General features: G+C 49.9%; 25 protein-coding genes, 1 pseudogene and 1 riboswitch. Of the genes and pseudogenes, 10 read left to right on the top strand and 16 right to left on the bottom strand.

Annotated features, from left to right (window positions below):
- Positions 1-262: pseudogene (locus HMPREF9412_RS14630) on the top strand (hypothetical protein); the annotation flags it as partial.
- A gap of 94 nt (positions 263-356) precedes the next feature.
- On the opposite strand, the gene HMPREF9412_RS14625 reads toward HMPREF9412_RS14630, so the two are convergent.
- The 11 genes from HMPREF9412_RS14625 to HMPREF9412_RS14575 form a co-directional block, all read right to left on the bottom strand.
- On the bottom strand, positions 357-1,214 hold the full coding sequence (locus HMPREF9412_RS14625) for a M23 family metallopeptidase (protein WP_009592360.1): 858 nt from the start codon (positions 1,212-1,214) through the stop codon (positions 357-359).
- 217 nt (positions 1,215-1,431) lie between these two features.
- Positions 1,432-1,908 carry a hypothetical protein gene (locus HMPREF9412_RS14620; protein ID WP_009592368.1) on the bottom strand — a complete coding sequence of 159 codons (477 nt, stop codon included), beginning with the start codon at positions 1,906-1,908 and terminating at the stop codon, positions 1,432-1,434.
- A 269-nt stretch (positions 1,909-2,177) separates the two neighbouring features.
- Positions 2,178-3,194: a hypothetical protein gene (locus HMPREF9412_RS14615; protein WP_009592369.1), complete on the bottom strand. Its 1,017-nt coding sequence runs from the start codon at positions 3,192-3,194 to the stop codon at positions 2,178-2,180.
- Positions 3,195-3,198: 4 nt separating this feature from the next.
- Positions 3,199-3,543 (bottom strand): PadR family transcriptional regulator, encoded by a 345-nt coding sequence (locus tag HMPREF9412_RS14610; RefSeq protein WP_009592377.1) that lies wholly within the window; start codon positions 3,541-3,543, stop codon positions 3,199-3,201.
- Between the two features lie 296 nt (positions 3,544-3,839).
- Positions 3,840-4,877, bottom strand: a complete 1,038-nt coding sequence (locus HMPREF9412_RS14605) for an NADH:flavin oxidoreductase/NADH oxidase (RefSeq protein WP_009592378.1) — start codon at positions 4,875-4,877, stop codon at positions 3,840-3,842.
- Positions 4,878-4,997: 120 nt separating this feature from the next.
- Complete coding sequence (locus tag HMPREF9412_RS14600; RefSeq protein ID WP_009592361.1) at positions 4,998-5,432, bottom strand: MarR family winged helix-turn-helix transcriptional regulator; 435 nt, start codon at positions 5,430-5,432, stop codon at positions 4,998-5,000.
- A gap of 212 nt (positions 5,433-5,644) precedes the next feature.
- Complete coding sequence (locus HMPREF9412_RS14595; protein WP_036672300.1) at positions 5,645-6,445, bottom strand: Cof-type HAD-IIB family hydrolase; 801 nt, start codon at positions 6,443-6,445, stop codon at positions 5,645-5,647.
- Positions 6,446-6,697: 252 nt separating this feature from the next.
- Positions 6,698-8,119, bottom strand: a complete 1,422-nt coding sequence (locus HMPREF9412_RS14590; protein WP_009592374.1) for a sucrose-specific PTS transporter subunit IIBC — start codon at positions 8,117-8,119, stop codon at positions 6,698-6,700.
- Positions 8,116-9,618 (bottom strand): glycoside hydrolase family 32 protein, encoded by a 1,503-nt coding sequence (locus tag HMPREF9412_RS14585; RefSeq protein ID WP_009592382.1) that lies wholly within the window; start codon positions 9,616-9,618, stop codon positions 8,116-8,118. Before HMPREF9412_RS14585 ends, HMPREF9412_RS14590 begins: the two co-directional genes overlap by 4 nt.
- A 180-nt stretch (positions 9,619-9,798) precedes the next feature.
- Entirely contained in the window at positions 9,799-10,791 is a 993-nt protein-coding gene (locus tag HMPREF9412_RS14580) for a LacI family DNA-binding transcriptional regulator (protein WP_009592384.1), read from the bottom strand.
- Between the two features lie 295 nt (positions 10,792-11,086).
- Positions 11,087-11,935, bottom strand: coding sequence for a bifunctional 5,10-methylenetetrahydrofolate dehydrogenase/5,10-methenyltetrahydrofolate cyclohydrolase (locus HMPREF9412_RS14575; RefSeq protein WP_036672298.1), 849 nt, complete (start codon positions 11,933-11,935; stop codon positions 11,087-11,089).
- A 66-nt stretch (positions 11,936-12,001) separates the two neighbouring features.
- Positions 12,002-12,081: riboswitch (ZMP/ZTP riboswitch) on the bottom strand.
- A gap of 154 nt (positions 12,082-12,235) precedes the next feature.
- Here HMPREF9412_RS14575 and HMPREF9412_RS14570 point away from each other — a divergent pair.
- The 3 genes from HMPREF9412_RS14570 to HMPREF9412_RS14560 all read left to right on the top strand — a co-directional run bounded on the left by HMPREF9412_RS14570 (position 12,236) and on the right by HMPREF9412_RS14560 (position 15,430).
- Positions 12,236-13,246 (top strand): permease, encoded by a 1,011-nt coding sequence (locus HMPREF9412_RS14570; protein ID WP_009592373.1) that lies wholly within the window; start codon positions 12,236-12,238, stop codon positions 13,244-13,246.
- Between the two features lie 107 nt (positions 13,247-13,353).
- A complete protein-coding gene (locus HMPREF9412_RS14565; RefSeq protein ID WP_009592359.1) occupies positions 13,354-14,355 on the top strand; it encodes a TIGR03943 family putative permease subunit in 1,002 nt (333 codons plus the stop codon).
- On the top strand, positions 14,327-15,430 hold the full coding sequence (locus tag HMPREF9412_RS14560; RefSeq protein WP_009592370.1) for a CobW family GTP-binding protein: 1,104 nt from the start codon (positions 14,327-14,329) through the stop codon (positions 15,428-15,430). The genes HMPREF9412_RS14565 and HMPREF9412_RS14560 overlap by 29 nt, the downstream gene beginning before the upstream one ends.
- A 76-nt stretch (positions 15,431-15,506) precedes the next feature.
- Here HMPREF9412_RS14560 and HMPREF9412_RS14555 read toward each other — a convergent pair whose 3' ends face one another.
- On the bottom strand, positions 15,507-15,758 hold the full coding sequence (locus HMPREF9412_RS14555) for a YolD-like family protein (RefSeq protein WP_009592366.1): 252 nt from the start codon (positions 15,756-15,758) through the stop codon (positions 15,507-15,509).
- Positions 15,759-16,011: 253 nt separating this feature from the next.
- On the opposite strand from HMPREF9412_RS14555, the gene HMPREF9412_RS14550 reads away from it, so the two are divergent.
- Genes HMPREF9412_RS14550 through HMPREF9412_RS14540 form a run of 3 tightly spaced genes read left to right on the top strand, consistent with a single transcriptional unit; the run spans position 16,012 to position 17,442 of the window.
- A complete protein-coding gene (locus HMPREF9412_RS14550) occupies positions 16,012-16,470 on the top strand; it encodes a MarR family winged helix-turn-helix transcriptional regulator (protein WP_009592363.1) in 459 nt (152 codons plus the stop codon).
- A 27-nt stretch (positions 16,471-16,497) separates the two neighbouring features.
- On the top strand, positions 16,498-17,136 hold the full coding sequence (locus tag HMPREF9412_RS14545) for a nitroreductase family protein (protein WP_009592362.1): 639 nt from the start codon (positions 16,498-16,500) through the stop codon (positions 17,134-17,136).
- 9 nt (positions 17,137-17,145) lie between these two features.
- Complete coding sequence (locus tag HMPREF9412_RS14540; RefSeq protein ID WP_009592380.1) at positions 17,146-17,442, top strand: putative quinol monooxygenase; 297 nt, start codon at positions 17,146-17,148, stop codon at positions 17,440-17,442.
- A 94-nt stretch (positions 17,443-17,536) separates the two neighbouring features.
- Here HMPREF9412_RS14540 and HMPREF9412_RS14535 read toward each other — a convergent pair whose 3' ends face one another.
- A complete protein-coding gene (locus HMPREF9412_RS14535; RefSeq protein WP_009592371.1) occupies positions 17,537-18,745 on the bottom strand; it encodes a GTP-binding protein in 1,209 nt (402 codons plus the stop codon).
- 220 nt (positions 18,746-18,965) lie between these two features.
- Between HMPREF9412_RS14535 and HMPREF9412_RS14530 the strand changes: the two genes are divergently transcribed.
- Genes HMPREF9412_RS14530 through HMPREF9412_RS14520 form a run of 3 tightly spaced genes read left to right on the top strand, consistent with a single transcriptional unit; the run spans position 18,966 to position 20,186 of the window.
- Complete coding sequence (locus HMPREF9412_RS14530) at positions 18,966-19,304, top strand: DUF1801 domain-containing protein (RefSeq protein WP_009592372.1); 339 nt, start codon at positions 18,966-18,968, stop codon at positions 19,302-19,304.
- Between the two features lie 24 nt (positions 19,305-19,328).
- Positions 19,329-19,646, top strand: coding sequence for an ArsR/SmtB family transcription factor (locus HMPREF9412_RS14525; protein ID WP_009592376.1), 318 nt, complete (start codon positions 19,329-19,331; stop codon positions 19,644-19,646).
- Positions 19,647-19,679: 33 nt separating this feature from the next.
- The gene (locus HMPREF9412_RS14520) at positions 19,680-20,186 is read left to right on the top strand and encodes an SRPBCC family protein (protein ID WP_009592379.1); all 507 of its coding nucleotides are present in this window, start codon (positions 19,680-19,682) and stop codon (positions 20,184-20,186) included.
- Between the two features lie 155 nt (positions 20,187-20,341).
- Here the strand turns inward: HMPREF9412_RS14520 and HMPREF9412_RS14515 are convergent, their stop codons facing one another.
- The 3 genes from HMPREF9412_RS14515 to HMPREF9412_RS14505 all read right to left on the bottom strand — a co-directional run.
- Positions 20,342-20,761 (bottom strand): winged helix-turn-helix transcriptional regulator, encoded by a 420-nt coding sequence (locus HMPREF9412_RS14515; RefSeq protein WP_009592381.1) that lies wholly within the window; start codon positions 20,759-20,761, stop codon positions 20,342-20,344.
- Between the two features lie 83 nt (positions 20,762-20,844).
- Positions 20,845-21,408, bottom strand: a complete 564-nt coding sequence (hxlB, locus tag HMPREF9412_RS14510) for a 6-phospho-3-hexuloisomerase (RefSeq protein ID WP_009592365.1) — start codon at positions 21,406-21,408, stop codon at positions 20,845-20,847.
- A 6-nt stretch (positions 21,409-21,414) separates the two neighbouring features.
- Positions 21,415-21,683 (bottom strand): orotidine 5'-phosphate decarboxylase / HUMPS family protein (locus HMPREF9412_RS14505; protein WP_009592367.1); only part of this gene is annotated, 269 nt, incomplete at its 5' end.

Here is a 21,683-nt window from a genome sequence, read left to right as displayed (position 1 = left end):
GCTCCTGGCAGCGGCCGTCTATTTTGCCTGGAACGCACCGGATCAATTCACTGATCATATGATCCCGGATGAGCGCGAGCTTCATAAAAACAACAGCAGCTCCTCCTGTACCTATGCTTCGGCTTGCGGCTCAGGCGGCTCGGATTCCCATGACGGATCGTCAAACGATGGTTCATCAGGCGGCGGCTCCTCCTGCAGCAGCGGGTCCTCTTGCAGCAGCGGTTCGTCCTGCAGCAGCTGCGGAGGCGGCTGCAGCAGCTAAATACAAATTTAACAAGAGCGCTTGCTTATTAATGAATCGAACAAAAGCATGGACCTGAGAATTCTGGCCCATGCTTTTTTGTTTTATCCAGCGTTCAAACTCCGCCGTATACAACTTGGCCTCGTCTTACCTTGATATCGCCAAGCCAGTTAATATTAAGTGACTTCGTATTAACCCAAAACAAATCCGGATGATCCGACACTTGAAAATGCAAATGAGCTTCGGTTGAGTTGCCGGAATTTCCGCATAGACCTATCAGATCACCTGCTTCGACCTCAGAGCCTTCCTTCACGCATACCGATCCCTGCTTTAAATGTGCATATAGGCTATATTCTGAATGTCCATGATCGATGATGACATAGTTACCGACGGGCTTTGTTTCGTTGGTCTCACCCACAGGCTCATTGTCCCTGATGTTATTCTCGATACCCACCACCTTCCCGCGGGCACCAGCAAGAATCTCCTCTCCAAACGCGAAGTAACTCTCATTCATGGCTGGATCTCCTTCATAGGACATGGCGTTCTCCGTCTTGATGACGTCTATTGCGTACCGCTGGCTTTCCTCTGGGTAATGGTAATTATCCATAACATTCTCGCCGCCCCAGAACACATACCATTTTCCCTTAAACGGAACTCGGAAAACCGTGACGGTTTGCTTGGCATCCGATTCAGAAAACCTCTCAATAGGCGATAACATAAGACCTACAATGGTACCCGTTTCATCGATCATCGCTTGAATGCCTTTTTGCCCGCTATCATCCATCCAGTTTATCAATCGGATTTGGTTAAGCGTGTCGTCCAACGTGATGTGGAACGTTTTTACGCCTGCCGTATATTCCACTGCCATCGCTTCAAATTGTTCGATCGTTACAAGTAAACGCAAATCCTCTCCGAACAGCTCATACAGCTTGCGATGTTCCCCATTCAACAGGAATCCAGAAATATCTACCATATTCAAACCTCCTTCATATTTCAAATCCAATTTTGTTCATAGTATATCTGACGAAATGAACCTGCATTGAAACAGGAGCTTAACATTGGTTAAACTTTCAGCTCCTGTAGGTACAGATGCCCGGAAAAACACTCTTCCTCTACAACTAAAACAAAGAAGCACCCGAACCCATTCGTCAAGGTTCAGATGCTTCTATTCTTAGTATACATACAGCCTATTAATGGTTAGATGTGAGTACCAAGCCGGAACGGGTTTGTGGTCCGACCTTGCGCACGGAAACCTGATTTTGCTCGGCCCAACGCGTGAGACTCCGAATGCCTTCACAATTCTTCTCTTCAAATTTAAAGCAGCAGTACATCGGATTTACGCTCTTATCCTTGAGGCTAATTTGGAAAGCGGCTTTATGGCAACCGGAAACCTTGATTTCGCGGATCTGTTCAGCGTGAATCTCTACGCCGTTGATCGAAATCGTCTTCGAATCCTCCTGAATATTCACTTCCCGCTTCACCAATCTCGCATAACCTTCAATAGCCAGTGCCGCAACGACAACGACATTCACGGCCATCTGCATATAGAAGAAGAAAGGATAGGAATATTCGGTCAAGGTGGCTACCTGAAACAGGATAATGCTAAGGACAAAGGAAAACAAAATAACGTCTTTCATTCTGGTAGAGTAATGGATCGCATATTTCATGATTAATCAGCTCCGTTCATTCTGTAAGGGTTTTCATTCAGCTCTTACCTTATTATAACACCATTGTACATAATTTTGACACATATCATTCACATTTTTGTCAAAAAAATATTTGCCTCGCTCCTTATCCTATGCTTATCCATTTCGCGTCGTGTCGTTCATGGTCCAACCAACCATATAAATACACGGTTTGTTTCCTGACAACAAAAAAGAGCATCCCGCCAGATCCAAGATCCGTTGGGATACCCTTTGCTTCATCACTTTTGTCTTTATTTGGTTAACGCCGTATTACCTTCCTTTCCCCGAAACCATTTCATTACGACAGATACGGTATCAATAAGGGTAATGATCACAATGATGTAAATGAGGCCATCCCTGGATCGATCCCAAATTGATTTTACGGTCTCATACGCTTCATCCCCCGGTGTTACGAAACCCGCTTGAACGAGCTGATCCATGAATGTCGGATTCCAAATCGTCATATCGGAGAACAGGATCACCGTAACGATAACGGAAGCAACGTTAAATATGACGTGCATGACGGCAATCTGCGGCGTCCACTTTCTTGTGATTAATTTCCTGGCTTCATTGAATATGCTGAAGGCGGTAAGAAGCCATATCAGCGGTAAATATTTGGCAAAGGCAGCCTGTTCAAACACCGGAATGGCGATCGAGTTTTCATCGAATCGGTGAACACCGATCAGGTTAATGGAAAACGTGAACAGGACGAAGAACAGCACGGAAAACAGGATGCCGAGCATCGGCTCGATCGGTTTAATCCGAGCGGCTGGTTCCGGAATTGCAGGCAATTCCGAGGGTTTCCATGGATCATTGGGGACTTGGCGAGCCCCGCGGTATTCGATAAAGGCAAAAATAACGGTAACCCATGCAAATCCGTGGATTCCCACGCTAAGCAGCGAAACAAGAAATTCCAGCAGCTTCTCGGCAGTGTGTTCCGTGCTTGTAAAGAAATCAATGATGTAGACGATGCCAAGAGCAACGGCTATCGAATACAGTACGATCTTCAGGACGGACCAATAGCTGTTAATCAAACCCGGACCTATGAGATACCTTTCCCTTCCTCTGTATCTGGCTGCCATTTCCCCGGGCGGCCCGAGCTCAAGCAGCACCTGCTCCACCTCTTCCAGACTTGCGGCCTCTACACCGACTCCCCGGTCTTCCAGCATGTCTTCGACGAGTCCTTGAAGCTCCTTCTCAATATCCGCCCGCTGCGATTCCGGCAGCTTCTGGGTCACCGCATAAATATACCTGTTAATAAGATCCATCACCTTAGTCCCCCTTGTCTTTCACAAGTCCCTCCAGACTTGTCATCATATCCTTCCATTCATGGTAGAGCTGCCGATATATATCCTTGCCTGTCTGACTTATGATGTAATATTTTCTGGGCCGGGCTTCATTCGTATCCCACTCGCTGTTAAGCAAGCCTTGTTTCTCCAGCCGACGCAGCAACGGATAGAGCGTACCCGCTTCCACGTTGATCCCCCTCTCCTGCAATATGGTCACCAATGAATATCCATACTGCGGTTCGGACAACTGACTGAGAACACCAAGGATGATCGTACCCCGCCGAAGCTCCTGCACCATACTGTTTAAAATATCCTGATCCTCTGGCATATCATCATCTCCTGGAAATTATTATACTGTACATCGCACACTAATGTAAATAAACAATTAATAAATTTTTAAAAATATTTTAGATAGCCTTATGTTAACGGCTGCCAAGCTTGATGGCTACCATAATTGGAGCATTTCCTTGTACGCAAAAAAGGTTATCCTACGGCCGTGACGGCCCGTAGGATAACCTTCTCTAATTACGCTCACCCATTACCGGGTTCCTGATAATGTTCACTTGCAGGGAATGATAAGCCAATCTACATCGTTCGTTGGCAGCTATATGTTCATCTGCCTGCCTATCTCGATTTTCTGGGAAAACCGTTCTGGTATTGTGCCGGAATCGCGAACTCTTTCTGAAGCAACGTTGCTGCTTCTAATGTCCAGTACGGATTGCGTAGCATTCCTCTTCCAACAGCAACGAGATCAGCGTCTTCGTTGCCTATTACCGCATTCGCCAAGGCGGGTTCATCCAAACGGCCCACGGCAATGACGGGTGCCTGCAGCGCTTCTTTGATCTGTCTGGCTAGCGGTACTTGGTAGGCAACGTGGGTGCCCGGTCTTCCTTCCGCCGCGATGGGTCCTTCGCCGCCAGCGCTGACATGGAACATGTCAACGCCTGCAGCCTGATATATCTTGGAGAATGCGATGCTCTCTTCGATGCCATAACCATTCGTTACATATTCTCTAGCCGAGATTCGCATGATTAATGGCATGTCCTCAGGCATTTCGCTTTTTGCGGCTTGAATCACTTCTTGGCCGAACTTGGTTAGCTCCTGGCCGTACTCATCCGTTCTCCGGTTGGTCAGTGGAGAATGGAATTGATGAATCAGATAGCCGTGGGCACCATGCAATTCAATTGCGTCAAAACCGGCCTTCACCGCACGGCGCACAGCCACGCGGAATTTTTCCACCATTTGCTTAACTTCTTCGGTTGTGAGTGCCCTTGGCGTTTTCGAGTTCTCATCGAAAGGAATAGCCGATGGGGCAACAGGCGTTTCCGCATCCTCCGCTTTGCGCCCGGCATGCGCAATCTGAATCGCCGCCTTCGCGCCATGCTGGTGTATCGCTTCAACTATGCGGGCCAATGCGGGAATCTGCTCATCCGACCATAACCCAAGATCATAATCGGAAATACGGCCGTCCGGTTCCACATCCGTCATCTCCACGATAACGAGTCCGGCTCCGCCGATTGCCCGGCTTGTATAATGCAAATAATGCCAATCGGTGGCAATGCCGTCTTTGTTCGTTACCGAGTATTGGCACATCGGGGGCATAACGACCCGATTTTTCAGATCTAATGATTTCAATTTGTATGGACTGAATAAATGTTCCATTCAGAGACACGCTCCCTCTATCCTCATGATATTGATCTCTCTATAAAAAAAATGCATGCACATGCATCTAAATTAGCAAAACAAAGACCATTCGTCAAGAATGGCTGTTGAACGATCTAGTTACCCTCGGATATGCTTCAATGCATCTTCCAGACCATGCTTCATTTTAGGCATTGCGAATTGCTGCTCCAGCACGTCTTGGACCGTGTTCTTGGCTTTTTGCAGTTTCTCTTCGCCAATCGGAGTCAGTGACGTGTAGATTCCTCTTCTGTCATCCTCGCATATCGCCCTTTGCATGGCGCCGCAGCCTTTGGCTTCAAAGCGGCTGACCAGTCTCGACATCGCACTCTGGCTTAGCCCCACCATCGTTTGCAGCTGCTGAAGCCTTAACTTTTGCTCGGGAGCCTCGGACAGAAATAACAGCACGTAAAATTCATTCAGCGATAAATCGTGCTTCTGCTGGAGCTTTTGTTCCAGCTCGTTGGAAATCAATGCATGAATCTGCGTCAAGGATAGCCAACTTGTGATGAGTTGTCGCGTTTGATCGGCTGACATAGGGCCTCCACCTGTTCCGGTATATTTCCGCCAGAAGGTTCGTTGTACCATATAGCGGGTCACTGTCAGTTATTAATAATAGCAAGTCCCTGTTTCCGTCGTCAAACCTGCGATGGGGCGTTAGCATACGGAACGGAAATACATGCCAGTCCTCACGCACCGCAAAAGCGCTAAGACTGACACGCTGCCCTGGCTTTTTATCGTTAAACCCGTTACTTAATCTCCTGCGGCTCCTTGCCCAGCAAACCGAGCATGCGAAGTCCGTATTGTATTCCGTCTTGGCCGACATCGCGGGTGACATGCCTGGCCGCCTGCTTCACGATCTCCGGCGCATTGCCCATTGCCACGCCGTGTCCCACATACGACAGCATCTCCAGATCATTCAGATAATCGCCAAACGCGATGGTATCCTCGAGATCGATGCGCAGCAGCTGAATTAATTGTTTGATTCCTTCGGCTTTGGAGCCCCCTGCCGGTAACACGTCAATTCCATAGGGGCCCCAGCGCACGAAATCGAACCGCCCTTCGAATCTTTTTACGTAATCGGCCTCCTCATCCTCGGTACAGAATACAATGGCTTGATATATATCACGGCCCAAGTAATATTCCGGATCGTATTCCGGGATGGTCAATTTCAGCTCCCCCCAGCTGGAATCGATATGGACATGCTCGGTTACGTTCATCTTCATCGCTTCGCTGCCGGCATAGATAATCGGATGATCCAGCCGAACGGCTTGTTCCGTCAGCTCCTGTAAGGCATCCTCCGCCAGAGGATGACCGTAGATCGGCTTGCCTTCATAAACCACATATTGACCGTTCAAGCAAACATAAGAATCGATGCCGAGCTCTTCCCGCAGCTCTTCAAAATGATAGGGGGCGCGTCCCGTAGCAATGGCTACGATATGGCCGGCCTTCTTTAATTCAGCTATGGACTCCTTCGTTGTCGCCGGAACCTGCTTCTCATGATCCAGCAGCGTACCGTCAATATCAAAAAATAGGATCTTCTTCATCAATAACGCTCGCCTCTCTTTTTCGTATATTCAAGCTTATAAGTGTATTGTAAATGATGAAAAGCATTTCAGAGCAAGCGATAATTTTACCAAGCCTACTGGGACCAAGTCCAGCTAACGCCAAAAACGGGCAGGGGAGCACTCTTTTCAAGATATCCATTTTAATGAACAAGAAAGCCGGTCAGCCATGACGATTTACCAGCATCCGGACCAAAAAAGGCCCGCCTGTTCAGGGCGGACCTTTCTCATATGGCTTTATTTCGCTTCCGAGCGGACCTCTTCAAGCATCTTATCATTGAATCCGAACATCCAGGTCAGCACGAACGTAATCGCCATCGCCGTCAGGTTGCACAAAATGTAAAGAGGAAGCTGGCTGTTCAAGTATAACAGCGTACCCGGGATGACGGTAATGGCCATGCCTGTGGCCTCAAGCTGAAAGATGGAAGCCATGAAACCGCCCACGCCGCCGCCGATCAAGGCGATAACAAACGGTCTGACGTAACGGAGGTTGACCCCGAAGATTGCCGGCTCGGAGATTCCCAGCAAGGCGGAGAATGCCGATGGCAGGGATAATGCCTTGAGCTTTTTATTTCTCGTCTTGAGTCCGACAGCCAGACAAGCTGCACCCTGCGCTGCCATGGCGCTGGTCACGATCGCATTGAACGGATTGCTCCCTGTCTTCTCAAGGAGTTGGATCTCCAGGAAGTTGAAAATATGATGCACGCCGGTGACCACAATGATCTGGTTAAAGAAACCGATGACCAAACCCGCGATACCGAACGGCAGCTCCAGTAGGAACGTCGTCGCGTTCAGAACCACCTCTTCCAGGGAGTGGAACACGGGGCCGATCGCAAACAGGCCGAGGGTTATCATAACGAGCAAGGTTAGAAACGGCGTAACGATCAGATCGATGGCGTCAGGAATGCGTTTTCGCAAAAATCTCTCGAATTTCGCGCCCAGCAGTCCAATGAAGAATGCCGGCAGGACCGAGCCCTGATACCCGACAACCGGAATGAAATCAAAGATCATGAGTGCCTCAGCCGAACCGTTCGCCACGCTGTACGCGTTAGGAAGAGCCGGGTTAACCAGCATCAATCCCAGGACGATACCCAGCACGGGGCTGCCTCCGAACACCCTGAATGCGGACCAAGCCACCAAGGCCGGCAAGAAAGCGAAAGCCGTATCCGTCAGTACCTGGGTGAAGAGCAGGAAATTAGCCGAGATATCATCCGGTGTCGCACCGAACCAGGCAAGCACGGTATCCTGGGTCAGCAGCCCCCGTAATCCCATGAACAAGCCAGTGGCGACCAATACCGGGATAATCGGCACAAACACGTCACCGAATGTACGAATCGCCCGCTGAAACGGATTCCCCGACTTTTTTGCCTGAGATTTCAGTTCTTCCTTGCTTGTGCTCTCCATTCCAAGGGATTCAACCGCTTCAAAAATCTGATTGACGGTTCCTGTTCCGAAAATGATCTGGTATTGCCCGGAGTTGAAAAAGGCTCCTTTGACCTTGTCGATCTGCTCGACCTTCTTCTGGTCAATCTTCTTCTGATCATGAACCATGATTCTCAGTCTGGTGGCACAATGGGCAAAGGAAGCGATGTTCTCCCTGCCGCCAATGGCTTCCACTACCTGCCTTGCGATTTCCCGATTATCCGCTGCCATGTTCATTCAGCCCCTTCTTTATCTTTTACGGCTTCGGTCAGATCCCATTTCTCGACCTTCAAGCCGGCACTGCCGTTCTGTACGAAAAATCGAATGTTTCGGCTGTTCCACTTCGGAAAAATTCTGCTTGTAAACACCTCTTCGCCATCGTTGATGAACAGCTCGACCGAAGAAATGTCCACGAACAGATGAAATTTGATCGAATTTCTTTCGGTTGGCAGCATACAGGATCGTTCCGCTCCGTAATCACTGACAATCGTTGCACCCGAAGAAGAGCGATCCAGCGTAACCTTCCGTTTGCCGGATTCATATCGAATAACGGTTCGTTCCCCTTCGCCAGCCCGAAATTCAATGCCAACGACGTCCGCCTCGATGGCTTGGAACTCGCATATCATTTCGAATGCGGTTCCTTGAACCCCCTCGTAAGTCTTCACTTCGCTGTGAAGCGTATCCTCTGCCTGAGCGGCATGATCGCGGAGCGCCTGAAGCTCGGGAACCGGCTGTTGAATCAGCCTGCCTTCACGGAACGTAAGCATACGCGGAAGCGTCAAACAATGGGCCCAGCCATGCGAATCGGTGGGATACCCGATATCCGGCAAACCCATCCAGCCCACCATGATGCGCCGGTCTTTCTCATCCAGCATGGTCTGCGGCGCGTAGAAATCAAACCCTCTGTCCAGCTCGCAAAAAGGACCGTGATCAAACTCCAGCGTATCCCTATTGAGCGGCTTGCCTGAAATATAGCCGGATTGGTAAATGTTTCGAAAATGATCGTCCTCCGGAAGCAGCCCTTGCGGGGAAAACAGTAGCACGCCCTGGCCTTCCAATTCAAAATAGTCGGGGCATTCCCACATATAGCCGAAATGCTCAAGGCGGGTTTGTATCTCCCCCTTGAATTCCCAAACCAACAGATCCGAGGATTCATAGACGACAGCCGCACCTGTCTGATTAACCCTTTGGGCACCGATGACGAACCGGTACTTGTCTTTGTCTTGCCATACTTTCGGATCCCGGAAGTGTTCGGTATATCCGTCCGGCACATGGTCAATCAGCGGCTTATCGAGCTTCGTGATGGATCCGTCGCGGTCCATCACAGCCATGCATTGATAAGATTGCCTGTTCCATTTCTCATCCCGGGCATTCCCGGTATACATTAGGCATAGTTTGCCGTCTTTCACGATACCGCTGCCCGAATAAGCGCCATAAGCATCATGCGGGTGACCGGGTTCAATAGCGATGCCTTGGTTCTGCCAAAACACCAGGTCTTTCGAGGAAGTATGGTACCAGTATTTCAAGCCGTGAAACGTGCCCAGAGGAAACCATTGGTAAAACAAGTGATACTCTCCGTTGTAATAAGAAAATCCATTGGGATCATTCATCAGGCCCATGATGGGCTGTACGTGAAATTTCTGCCTCCATTCGCTTAATCGCACTTTCTTCCTTAAGGAGGAAAGCTCTTCGGGAGAAGCCTGATCCAGGCGTCGGTATTTCAGTTCTCTGTCCATATCTCTTCTCCTTATAAATGGTCTTGCCGAAAAATCAAACAGATCATGCTGCGCGTGCACGCGAATAAATTCAACTGCGGTGGAACCGGTTCCAATCAAAGGTAAAAATAATGAACTCAGTTCCAATACCAAGCAAGCACTCGGATTGGAACCGGTTCCGTTATTTGAAGTATAAAATACCTAATTCAGATTGTCAACGCTTTCCCGATGAATCATCTCGCAATTCATGACCGTCAGGAAATCCACTGGCTCGTCGTTGACCAGCTTCATAATATGCTGTGCCGCGAGGTGGCCCGCTTGGAAATATCCATATTTCACCGTTGTTAACCCGGGATGAATCACCTCGGTTACGTCGTAACCGCCAAATCCGGTAACGGAAAGTTCGTCGGGAATAGAGATGCCTTTCATGTGCGCCGCTTTCATCACGCCCAGCGCTATGTTGTCCGTGGCGCAGACCACGGCCGTTGGCAATGTTTGGTTCAACTCAAAAAGGGAGCATGCCGTCTTCACACCATCCGACATCTTGAATCCACTCTCGTAGAGAACCGCTTCCGACTCATCATACTCGCTTACCGCTTTGAGGAACCCTTCCTTCCGCTTGACTCCGACGGCTACGTCCTTTTCCGTCACCCCGATATAGGCAATTTGACGATGTCCCATCGACAGCACGTACCGGCCCATGTCATAGCCTGCGGCATAATCGTTATAGATCATGCTGTGGACATGGTTATGCTGTTGTCCGAGCAGAATGACCGGAATGCCGATCTCTTGAATCGCGGCAAGATGGGTTTCCGTCACCTGCGTGGCGAACAGAATAATGCCTGATATTTTTTGTCTGGCGAGATCATACAGCGCTTCGATCTCCCTGGATAAATCCTGGCTTGCGTTGATGATCAGAAGCTGATATCCGTGTTTTCTTAATTCTTCGTCCATGCCGGCGACAGTCTGCGATGCGGAGAAGGAGTCCAGACGCGGCATAATGGTGCCGATCATGCTCGTTTTTTTCGCTTTGAGGCTTTGCGCAAAAGAATTCGGGATATAGCCGGTTTCCTGAATAACCTGCTCAATCTTGCGGCGTGTCGCATGACTGACGGATCCTCCGTTCAAGAAACGGGAGACCGTGCTTTTGGCAACGCCGGCTTTGTGGGCAATATCGGCGATCGTGTTCTTCATGCCAAGATCTCCGAAACCGTTAGCAGCGCTGCGTCGAACGGATCATTCTCTGCAGTTCCCTGTTGTCCCGCACAACAGGCCATGATTCGTATAAACATGAATCTCTCCCCTTCGTATTTCGCTTATTCCTAACTATACCATGACGTCCAGGGGTCCGTGAAATGCGGGTTCCAAGCCTATAGGCAGAGGCCTATCTCTTCCACGTCACAGACTTTTGCATGGTCTCGCAGCGATTTGAAGGGGATAATTCACGGGCGCACCCTTAATTCACATATAAATGGTCAAGTGCATTCCCCTAGGCTTGGACGGTTCGCTCGGCCGATTCGACGGTATGCTTCAACAATGTCGCTATCGTCACGGGGCCAACGCCCGCCGGTACCGGCGTGATTGCGGATGCCGCCTTGGCGCAGGCTTCGTAATCGCAGTCCCCGATATTTCCTTTATTGTAACCGGCGTCCAACACGACGGCACCCGGCTTGATCCAGTCCCCTTGAATGAAATTAGGCTTGCCTACGGCCGCAACCACAATGTCCGCTTGGGACACAATCTCCCCAAGGTTCTTCGTTCTCGAATGGCAGATCGTAACCGTGGCGTTGCGATTGAGCAGCATCATCGATACCGGCTTGCCCAAAATCGGACTGCGTCCGACCACCACCGCATGCTTCCCTTCGATCGGCAGGCTGTAATAGTCCATAATCGCGATAATCGCCGCCGGCGTACATGAAGGGTAATCGGCGAAACCAAACGCATTTTGCGAGAACCCGAGCGTGGTTACTCCATCCACGTCTTTTTTCATGTCGATGGCATCAAAAGCCTCCCGCTCATCGATATGATGCGGTACCGGGTGCTGAAGCAGAATACCGTGGACGTTCGGATCCTCGTTCAGTGCTTGAATCGCGGCGATCAGCTCCTCCGTCGTTGTCGATGTCTCCAGCACTACTTTCTTGGATATGATGCCAAGCCGCTCGCACGCATTTCCCTTCATCCGCACATAGGTTGCCGAGGCAGGATCATCGCCAACCAGAATCGTTGCCAGACAAGGGGTTACCCCTTGCTGTTTCAATTCCTGTACCTTCACCGCCAGCTTTGCCTTGATATCATCGGATACTTTTTTTCCATCCAAAATTACGGGTTCCTTACTCATGCTAATCCGCTCCTTCGCCATTGTATTAAAAAACATAAAGAGGCAAGGCGACTCGAACGTCTCCTTACCTCTTGCCCAGGCGTACGGCATATGATCCCATGTGCTCCCTCTTGGTAACCCAAGCTACGCCAGTAACACACGGATAACTTTTTTTAATATATCACGACTTTGGACTTCGCGCCACCGGCTATGCGGCCGCCTTTTAATCGTAAAGTTTTTGATTTATTGTCTGAAATCACGTATGTTGCCGATGGTACAAGCATAGAATGTCCTAAGAACAATTCGCTCCAGGAGGCCTTGATGAGATATCCGGCGATCTTCAAAATGCTGCCCTTTATACTGCCGCTTGTATTCGTGATTCCGGTCTTGACGATATGGCTGCAGAGGGACTTAAACCCCATATCCAGCCAAGACCTACAGCAGGTTAAAACCGTCTTTACGGGCATCTTCCTTGAGGCACTTCCTTTTATTCTGCTTGGAGTGCTGCTGTCGTCCCTTCTGCAGCTGTTCGTACAAGAGCAATGGGTGCGGCGTCTCACGCCGAAGAATCCGGTGGTTGGCGTCCTGTTCGCTTCCATGCTCGGCATCCTGTTTCCCATCTGCGAATGCGGGATGATCCCGGTCGTTCGCAGGTTGATGCTGAAAGGTATGCCCGCCTATATCGCCGTCACCTTTATCCTCAGCGGTCCTATTCTGAATCCCATTGTATTCGCATCAACGATCATGGCCTTCCGTTCGCATCCCGAAGTGACGATCGGACGAATGGGACTGGCTTTTGCAGTCGCGGTGACGACGGGTTTGCTCGCCTATGTTTTTTCAAGAAGCAGCCCCCTGAAGCGTTCCTTTCAAGAGTTCGCCGAACAGGGCTCCAGCAAGGGGGAACGTTTGTTGCATGAGCATCCCAAAACCTGGAGAAGCATGTTTGTCCACGCCGGAGACGAGCTGATCGAGATGTGCAAATATTTAGTCCTGGGCGCTTTCCTCACGGCCTGCATCCAATCCTTCATTCCGAGGGAGGAGCTGCTGGCTCTGGGGAACGGTCCTGCCGCCTCCTATCTGTTCATGATGGGCTTTGCCTTCATCCTGTCCCTTTGCTCAACATCGGACGCCTTCGTGGCATCGGCATTCACGCACACCTTTACCGTCGGCCCGCTGGTTTCCTTCCTGGTCCTCGGACCGATGCTGGATTTCAAAAGCCTGCTCATGCTGTCGGCTACCTTCAAGACCAAATTCGTGATCGGCTTAAGCCTGCTGGTGATTACCCTTGTCTTTATCGGCTCTGTAGCCGTCGACGCGCTATTCGGCGGTTAGGCGTAGTAAACAAACTGGAGTGGCAATACACAAAAACGGATGGAATAACGCTACCTTCAGGCTGTTATGCCTTCGGATATCCACTTGAGATTGGAGGTGTTCGGGACGTGAAGCCCAGTTTGAGCCTGCGAAGCCACTATATACTGCGGTCGCTGCTAATCGCAGCTCTTGCCGCCTATATCATGCATCTAAACGCATCAAATTCGCTGGACTATTACTTGGCTCCCCATATGCAGACCCTGCTTCTGCTCTGTCCCGTGCCGCTGTTGTTCATAGCTTTCGGCATGCTGTGGCACGCCCTTGCGGGAGCTTCCGGCGAGGTGTGCGATTGCGAGCACCCCCTGCCCAGCGGACTGATCAAAAACATATCGGTTTACGGGTTATTCACGGTGCCGCTGCTGTTCGGCCTGCTCCTGCCGGACCAAGCCCTCGGCAGCGATATGGCGGCCAAAAAAGGCATGATCTACACCTATCCGAACCCCGATGTTCGCCGTAAAACCGAGGAGCGGAATGCTCCCGCCGTTTCGGGCATGGAGAAGCATGGAACGAATGATGACCAGACGGCAGCGGAGGACATCGCGCTGAACGAGCGTTTTGTTCCCAAAGACATCTACAGCGTGGAGTTCGCGGAGCTGGCCAAGCGCTTATATACCTTACCCGTCATCCGAGTGGAGCCGGACATTTTCTCGGAGACCGTAGGGGCCATGGATATTTACAAACAGCATTTTCAAGGGAAGGCCATCACCGTCCAAGGATTTGTTTTCCGCGATGGACATATGAACGAAGACACCTTCGCCGTCAGCCGCTTCCTCGTAATGTGCTGCACGGCAGACGCCGTCCCGTTCGGGGTCATGGTGCGCGCCGCGAATGCTTCGTCGTTCGCGAATGACGCGTGGGTTCAGATCGATGGCACGATCCAGGTCACCACCGTGGACGGTAAGGAATCGCTGCAGATTCAAGCGGAACGGATTCAGCCGATCGAACAGCCGTCATCCCCTTACATTTTTACGAATCCGGACTCTGTCGCAGAGTTTGATGAACTGTATTCGAATGATATCGAGACCAAGGAGGAGATCAACAATGAACAAGATACCCGTCGTGCTGATTAGCGGTTTTTTGGGGAGCGGCAAAACCACGCTGCTGCTCAGGCTGCTGGCGTATGCCGCCAAACGGCAATGGAGGACCGCCGTCCTGATGAATGAGATGGGCGAACAGGACGTGGATGGCGATATCCTATCCGGTGAAATGCCTGATCTTCCGATCGAGAAGCTGCTTGACGGCTGCATCTGCTGCACCAAACGAGACGAGCTGGGGCAAGCCCTGAAAAGCCTGTTAGATCGGAAGCCTGATCTCGTCTTCATCGAGACGACCGGAGTGGCGAATCCTGAACAGATTCTTGAGGATTTGCAGGATCCGTCACTGGTGGATCGAATATCGATCCGGGGTAAAATCGCCTTGGCCGACTGCAGCAAATTTCTCGAGTACAACAGCTTCTTTGCATCCAGTCGCGAACTGGTCCGCACCCTTCGGGGACAAATCAGCTTCGCGGACCGGATCATCCTGAACAAGGCGGGAGAATGCGAAGAGAAACAGATCAATAAAGTCATTACCTCCATTAGAAAAATAAATACGACGGCAAGCCTGTCCGTAACCGACTACAGCCGTTTGGATGAGCATGAAATGTTTGCGGCCCTTCAGCTAGAGCCAACGGAGAATCATAGTCATTCATCTCATTCTTCGAACCGGCAAAGGAGTCCTGCGGATCGCCTGCAAGGCAGCGCTTCGACCAGCGAAGAAGATCGGAGCAAGCTGGGGCGCCGCGACCATGAAGGAGCTTTCATTCATCATGAGCATCGTCATGGTCACGGAGAGGAGGCCGGGCATGGCAGCCATTCCTATACCGGCCTGGATACCTTGACTCTATCGGCTCCAGCCCCTTTCCCGCTTGAGATCAGCCTCATCGAAACCTTTCTCGCCACACGCGGCTCCGGCCTGCTACGGGCCAAAGGATATATTCAGCTCTCCACGGGTCCCTCCCTGGTTCAGTGGGCAGGTTCACAGCTTGCCATCGAGCCCAGCACGCTGAAGCTGCAGCGCGGCTATCTTACGTTAATCGGCCATCGCCTGGATAAAACGCGCATTGTCCAGGAGTGGGAGGACTTGCTCAGCGGCGTGGTGCAGTGACAGTTGAATGTATGCAGCGATATGAAAAAAGAAAAGGAGATCCCCAGGGATCTCCTTTTTTTCGGTTCGCTTATGATTAGTCCCTGGGATAATTCACTTCCATAATATCCATAAAAGGAACCTTCGTAATGACGCCGTTCTGTTTCATATGCACCTTCCCTGTGCGGGAGTCCATCAGATCGATTTGTCCGCGGACCGCCTCTTCCCATCCCCAGACCGTCAGTACGATGACCGATTCCTCCTGATAAGCTTCCGTTAGCTGATTTCCGAGCTCTTCCAGTACAAACTCATCCCTAGTGGGTCGCTTTGGAACTTTTGCTTTTGCCATAATCGTGTCCTCCTGATTTATGTTGTTCATGCGTCAGCATTACATTCTCAATGAAAACGAATCTTTCATCCATTCTATGAATTGGGAATCTACTACCTATTATACATCAAATGCGATTCAGAATTCTTGGGCTCTCCCAGGATTCAGATTATTTAAGGACCTCTGGAATCGATTCGCTTTTTTATACAAAAGACTTGATTTTCAGAAAATAAACATATATGATTGACCCATCAACCATTGACGAGTCAATGAATTGAAGGAGGTCTTTATCATCTCTACATGCCATACACAAGACCTGCTGTACTTGCTCATGCATCTGAATAAGCACATTGCGACTCGGTTTGAACGATGTGCCGGTGTTAGTCCCAATCGGCTGGAACTCCTCTGCAAACTGACCGGCGGCGAAATTAGCCAGTCGGATCTCCAGAAGGCAGTGTCTATCGATCCGGCTGCGGTGACCCGTCATGTTCAACAGCTGGAAGCGGAAGGATTGCTTCTGCGGACGAGATGCGAGAATGACAACCGGATTACGTTGGTTCAGCTAACTGATGTGGGCAAAAGTAAAGTAGCAGCGTTTAAGGCGGAGAAAGATCGATTTATGGAGGAACTGCAGGCAGACCTCACGGAATCAGAACGACTTGCGCTTGTTCATGCTTTGCAGAAGCTGAACAGCCAGATTCAACGGATGAAACATCCAAGTAAGACCGATTAACTTATAGAGATTAAAGGAGAGAATATCATGTCTGTAACGACCCTAAACAATGATTATAAAGAAATTATTACTTCCCGCCGCTCTGTGCGGGTATACGACCCATCGGTCAAAATCAGCCGTGAAGAGATGACTGAAATTTTGGAAGAAGCGACTTTGGCCCCGTCATCCGTTAATCTTCAGCCTTGGAGATTTCTTGTCGTTGATAGCCCGGAAGGAAAAGCGACGCTTGAAGAGCTTGCACCAGGGAACAAAACACAAGTTTCAACTTCTTCGGCAGTCATTGCGGTATTTGGAGATATGAATGCATTCGACAATGCGAATGAAATTATGGGCACTGCTGTGGAACGCGGTTATCTGCCGCAAGAGATAAAAGATCAGCTGATGGCGAACTATACCGATCTGTTCGGACGTATTCCGGCACAGGCTTTCCGCGAAATGATCCTTATCGATAGCGGCTTGGTTTCCATGCAGCTTATGCTTGCTGCCCGTGCCCGTGGATATGACACGAACCCTATCGGCGGATACGACAAATCCCGAATTGCAGAAGCATTTGGTATGGAGAAGGAACGTTATGTGCCGGTCATGCTCATCTCGGTAGGTAAAGCTGCCAAAGAAGCGCGTTTGACGACTCGTCTCCCTATTGATCGTATTGCAGAGTGGAAGTGAGGCATAGCGATGATTATTATTCATGCAGAAATGAAAGTAAACGGCGAACGCGAGGCAGAATTTCTGAAATCCGTAAAAGAGCTTATTGAAGCATCCCGTGCGGAACAAGGGAATGAATCTTATAAGCTGCTCAAAGATACGGAGCAGGATAACACGTATCTCATGGTTGAACAGTGGAAAGACCAGGAAGCTGTGGGGCTCCACAATGCGAGCAGCCATTTTCAGGCGTTTGTGGCTAAAGCCCCAAATTACCTGACAGCTCCGCTAAACGTGCAAGCCTATGCAGGCCAACTGATCAACAAATAATGAAACAGACTACCATCCGTATGAAGAAGCCAGCTCGTCTAGACGAGTTGGCTTCTTTAATACTATTACCCACACTCCATACAGATTAGCAGCATTACAGCGATAGCTCTTCGATGGCCATCCATGGCAGCGGATTGTGAAACGTTGACCAGTCCAGCTGCATTTCCCGGTCGGTCAACAAACACTCGTCCAGCTCCCGCTCGATTTGTTCCTGTTCCATCCCAATCCCGATCATGACGAGCTCGGTCATCCGATCTCCCCAGACGTTATCCCATTTCGTTCGCACATCCGGCTCACTTCGTAACAGCTCCTGCTGCTCCTGCTCGGTTAAAGCCGCGACCCAGTATCCTGCAGGCCCGAACTGAATCGAAGGCCCGGCCTGGCTTACACTTGCCGCAACATCCTCGCGCACGGCCAGCCAAGCGATCCCTTTCGCACGTACGACTTCTTCCGGCCAATAACTCATGAATGCCGCCAGCCGCTCCGGATGGAACGGTCTTCTTCTCCGATAGACAAAAGAGCTGATGCCGTATTCATCCGTTTCCGGCACATGCTCCTCCTTCTGAAGCTCCTGAATCCAGCCGGGGGACTGACTGGCTTTATCAAAATCGAATAAGCCGGTATTCAGAATTTCCGCAGGTGCCACTTGTCCCTTCACGGTGCGGATGAGTTTGGCGCTTGGCTGAAGTTTTCGCAGTATGCCCTCTACCTTGGCCAATTCGTCCTCGCTTACCAGATCGCATTTGTTCAGCAGCAGCACATCGCAAGTCTCTATCTGGTCGATTAACAAATCCACCACTTCCCGCGTATCCTCTTCGCCCATCGCTTCCTTCCGATCAAGCAGGCTTTGCCCCGAAGAGAAATCCTTCCAGAATCGGTTCGCGTCCACCACCGTTACCATGCAATCCAGCCGGGCGAGATCGGACAGCTGTACGCCGGACACCTCATCCGGGTAAACAAAGGTCTGCGCAACGGGCACGGGCTCGCTGATTCCCGTCGATTCGATCAGTATGTAATCAAAACGCTTCTCTTGAGCCAGCTTCTGAACTTCCTGCACCAAATCTTCCCGGAGCGTGCAGCAGATGCAGCCATTGGACATTTCGACCAGCTTCTCATCCGTTCGGGACAGGCTTCCTTCCCCTCTCACCAAATCCGCATCGATGTTCACTTCGCTCATGTCGTTCACGATGACCGCTACCTTCAATCCTTCGCGATTATGAAGCACATGATTCAGAACCGTCGTTTTGCCTGAGCCGAGGTAGCCGCTAAGGACAGTAACCGGAATTCTACTGTTGTTATTCATCTAATGAACTTCCTCCATTCCTTAATCGTAATAATTACGATTTATACGGTATGATGATATATCTCCTCCATTCAATTGTCAATCCTTCACGCTTAAAAACATTTCTTCAAGCAAAAAAATCTCCGGCAATCAATTTCTAATATTCCTTTACAGGAATATTCTCATGATGGTATATTATATTTAGACATTGGTTAATCTTTACAAATAAGGAGGATAAGTTATGAGCCAAGAAGTCATTTCGTTCATTGAAAACCTGAGTTTGCCTTGGCAAGCAGAAGTCGGCAAAAAGCTTCGACTCATGGTCCATGAAGCCATTCCGGAGGTAGAAGAACGAATTCAGTACAAAAAACCGCATTTTCTCAAAAACGGACACTATGCAGCCGTGATTTCGCCATCCAAAGATGCAATCGCCTTTATGATCATGAACACAACCAACCTAGAAGTCCCTCCAACATTCGATGGTCCACCCGAACGGAAATGGCTCAAAATTCGAAAAGACGATACTCCTGACTATGAACAGCTATCCGAATTATTAGTTCAAGCATCAAGTTCGTTGTAATAACCAGATCGGGGGTAAGGTCCCATGAAACAGACAACGTTGCACGCGCTAGCCGAACCTAACCGATTACAGATGGTCGAACTGTTACGAGAAGGTCCTTTAACCGTCAATCAGATTGCTGAACGTCTTCAAATCCGGCAACCTCAGACTTCCAAACATTTAAAAATATTGCATGAAGCTGGACTGGTAAAAGTCCAAGCGGAGGCTAATCGACGAATTTATAAACTACGCCCTGAACCGCTTCAAGAAATGGACGAATGGTTGGACTCGTTCCGCAGCATTTGGGAAAAGCGCTTAGATCAACTTGAGGATTATTTGGAAAAAATACAAAAGAAAAGGTAGCTGCCGCTACCCTTCTTCTTAGGAGGAATTCAAATGACCGAGCAAAGCAAACCAGGCTTACTTCTGTCACGTGTTTTCAATGCCCCCCGGGAACTGGTTTTTAAAGTTTGGACCGACCCTGAACACTTCGGCAAATGGTGGGGGCCTCAAGGGTTTTCTTTGGACGTTATCAAAATGGATGTACGTCCCGGAGGCATGTTTCTAGGCTGTCAGAAATCTCCGGACGGCAGTCAAGCCATGTGGGGTAAATTTGTATATCAGGAAGTTATCGTACCTGAGAAGCTGGTATTCGTTCAATCATTCTCAGATGAGGAAGGGAACACGATACGCGCACCTTTTAACGCAAACTGGCCGCTTGAAATTATGAATATCATCACATTTGAAGAAATCGACGGAAAAACTACGCTTACCATGCAGGGAGGCCCCGTAAACGCGACTGCGGAAGAACTGGCAGCGTTTGATGAAATGGCTCCAATGGTGAAACAAGGATTTGGCGGTACTTTTGATCAACTCGCTGAACACCTTGAAAGCCAGCAATAATTACATCCATTAAGGAAGCTCAAGCGAGCGGAGGCGAACCTGTTGGTTCGCCTTTTTTTAAGTCTTCAGAATGCAGCATCATTACGCTCGAAAACCCCCCTTAAATTTTAAGGAGGGTTTTTCCTACTTGCATTCGCATGCAGGTTCGAGAAAAATTACAGCTTTTGGGCGACTGCTTGTTCCGATGCCTGTACATCGTCTTTATTCTCAGGCAACTCGCCGTCTTTCCAGATGACTTGTTCGCCGTAATCCTTTCCCCAATCGTACATCAATTTCAAAATCGGCATCAAACTCTCCCCGTAAGGCGTAAGCGAATATTCCACCCGAGGGGGAACCTCAGGGTAAACCACGCGGTGGACCAGCTGGTCCTCCTCCAATTCACGAAGCTGATTGGTCAGCATTTTTTGCGTGATGTGGGGAATCATTCGGTTCAGTTCACCGAAGCGTTTCACGCCCTCCAAACCGAGATGCCAGAGGATGATCAGTTTCCATTTGCCGCCGATGACCGCCAGGGTTAACTCCTTATGGCAGTTTATTTCCTTCAGATTAATTCGCTGCTTGACCTCGTTTGCCATAATGCATCACCCCTTCTTCCCTATAGTATACAACGGTTGCGGGGATATCATCAAAGCGGCAAACTTATCATCACCGTTTCTTCTTATTCCAAATTGGCATGCAGGCTAAACATTTGGTCTGAGCGAAGCTTGCTTTTTTCCATCAATCTCAGGATAACCGCATCGAGCACGATCAGCATGCTTTGCTCAAATAATGAAGCCATCGGTTGAACGGTGACGAGGATATCCTGATTCTGCTCCTTCGTTGTTCCCGGAAGCTGGACCATCGCATCCGAAAGCTTGCCGATACTCGATTCCGGTCTCACGGTTACGACCGCAACCGCGGACCCGATCTCTTTGGCTTTCCGAGCCATGGATACCAATCCTTGCGTTTCGCCGGAGCCTGAACCGATAAGAAGCAGGTCATTCGCTCCGATGGCCGGCGTTACCGTATCGCCGACGATATGAACCTTAAATCCCATCTGCATTAACCGCATGGCGAAAGCCCGGATCATCAGGCCGGATCTGCCTCCCCCTGCCAAGAAGACGGCATCGGATTGCACGATCCTTTCAATCAATTCCTCGATCTGGCCAGCATCCACCTGCTGTACGGATTCCGATAACTCCTTGGCAATGACGGATGCATGTTGAAAGATGTTATGACTCATGGCGACTTATGCCTGCTTCACAAGCTCGTTCATTTGAGCCGCTGTGGCCTTCTTGTCGGTTTGGCTTGTAATTCCGCCGCCGACGATGACGAGATCGGGATTTGCCTGAATCACCTCAGGGAGGGTCTCCATTTTGATTCCGCCCGCAACGGCAGTTTTGGCTTGTTTCACGACACGTTTGATCGCTGCCAATTCCTCGAATGAGTTTTTGCCTTCCGCCTGGTGGTCGTAGCCGGAATGAACGCAGATGTAATCCACGCCGAAAGCATCGATCT

It is taken from the genome of Paenibacillus sp. HGF5, from assembly GCF_000204455.1.
Taxonomy (GTDB): domain Bacteria; phylum Bacillota; class Bacilli; order Paenibacillales; family Paenibacillaceae; genus Paenibacillus_AQ; species Paenibacillus_AQ lautus_A.
This window is presented reverse-complemented; position numbering and strand designations above follow the sequence as displayed.

Bases quoted from the DNA above. Each gene is read 5' to 3' on its own strand.
- HMPREF9412_RS14560 (WP_009592370.1), top strand. From the start codon at position 14,327: ATGAACAAGATACCCGTCGTGCTGATTAGCGGTTTTTTGGGGAGCGGC.
- HMPREF9412_RS14620 (WP_009592368.1), bottom strand. From the start codon at position 1,908: ATGAAATATGCGATCCATTACTCTACCAGAATGAAAGACGTTATTTTG.
- hxlB (WP_009592365.1), bottom strand. From the start codon at position 21,408: ATGAGTCATAACATCTTTCAACATGCATCCGTCATTGCCAAGGAGTTA.
- HMPREF9412_RS14520 (WP_009592379.1), top strand. From the start codon at position 19,680: ATGACCGAGCAAAGCAAACCAGGCTTACTTCTGTCACGTGTTTTCAAT.
- HMPREF9412_RS14570 (WP_009592373.1), top strand. From the start codon at position 12,236: ATGAGATATCCGGCGATCTTCAAAATGCTGCCCTTTATACTGCCGCTT.
- HMPREF9412_RS14545 (WP_009592362.1), top strand. From the start codon at position 16,498: ATGTCTGTAACGACCCTAAACAATGATTATAAAGAAATTATTACTTCC.
- HMPREF9412_RS14605 (WP_009592378.1), bottom strand. From the start codon at position 4,877: ATGGAACATTTATTCAGTCCATACAAATTGAAATCATTAGATCTGAAA.
- HMPREF9412_RS14600 (WP_009592361.1), bottom strand. From the start codon at position 5,432: ATGTCAGCCGATCAAACGCGACAACTCATCACAAGTTGGCTATCCTTG.
- HMPREF9412_RS14590 (WP_009592374.1), bottom strand. From the start codon at position 8,119: ATGAACATGGCAGCGGATAATCGGGAAATCGCAAGGCAGGTAGTGGAA.
- HMPREF9412_RS14610 (WP_009592377.1), bottom strand. From the start codon at position 3,543: ATGCCAGAGGATCAGGATATTTTAAACAGTATGGTGCAGGAGCTTCGG.
- HMPREF9412_RS14555 (WP_009592366.1), bottom strand. From the start codon at position 15,758: ATGGCAAAAGCAAAAGTTCCAAAGCGACCCACTAGGGATGAGTTTGTA.
- HMPREF9412_RS14525 (WP_009592376.1), top strand. From the start codon at position 19,329: ATGAAACAGACAACGTTGCACGCGCTAGCCGAACCTAACCGATTACAG.
- HMPREF9412_RS14580 (WP_009592384.1), bottom strand. From the start codon at position 10,791: ATGAAGAACACGATCGCCGATATTGCCCACAAAGCCGGCGTTGCCAAA.
- HMPREF9412_RS14585 (WP_009592382.1), bottom strand. From the start codon at position 9,618: ATGGACAGAGAACTGAAATACCGACGCCTGGATCAGGCTTCTCCCGAA.
- HMPREF9412_RS14515 (WP_009592381.1), bottom strand. From the start codon at position 20,761: ATGGCAAACGAGGTCAAGCAGCGAATTAATCTGAAGGAAATAAACTGC.
- HMPREF9412_RS14625 (WP_009592360.1), bottom strand. From the start codon at position 1,214: ATGGTAGATATTTCTGGATTCCTGTTGAATGGGGAACATCGCAAGCTG.
- HMPREF9412_RS14575 (WP_036672298.1), bottom strand. From the start codon at position 11,935: ATGAGTAAGGAACCCGTAATTTTGGATGGAAAAAAAGTATCCGATGAT.
- HMPREF9412_RS14530 (WP_009592372.1), top strand. From the start codon at position 18,966: ATGAGCCAAGAAGTCATTTCGTTCATTGAAAACCTGAGTTTGCCTTGG.
- HMPREF9412_RS14535 (WP_009592371.1), bottom strand. From the start codon at position 18,745: ATGAATAACAACAGTAGAATTCCGGTTACTGTCCTTAGCGGCTACCTC.
- HMPREF9412_RS14615 (WP_009592369.1), bottom strand. From the start codon at position 3,194: ATGGATCTTATTAACAGGTATATTTATGCGGTGACCCAGAAGCTGCCG.
- HMPREF9412_RS14540 (WP_009592380.1), top strand. From the start codon at position 17,146: ATGATTATTATTCATGCAGAAATGAAAGTAAACGGCGAACGCGAGGCA.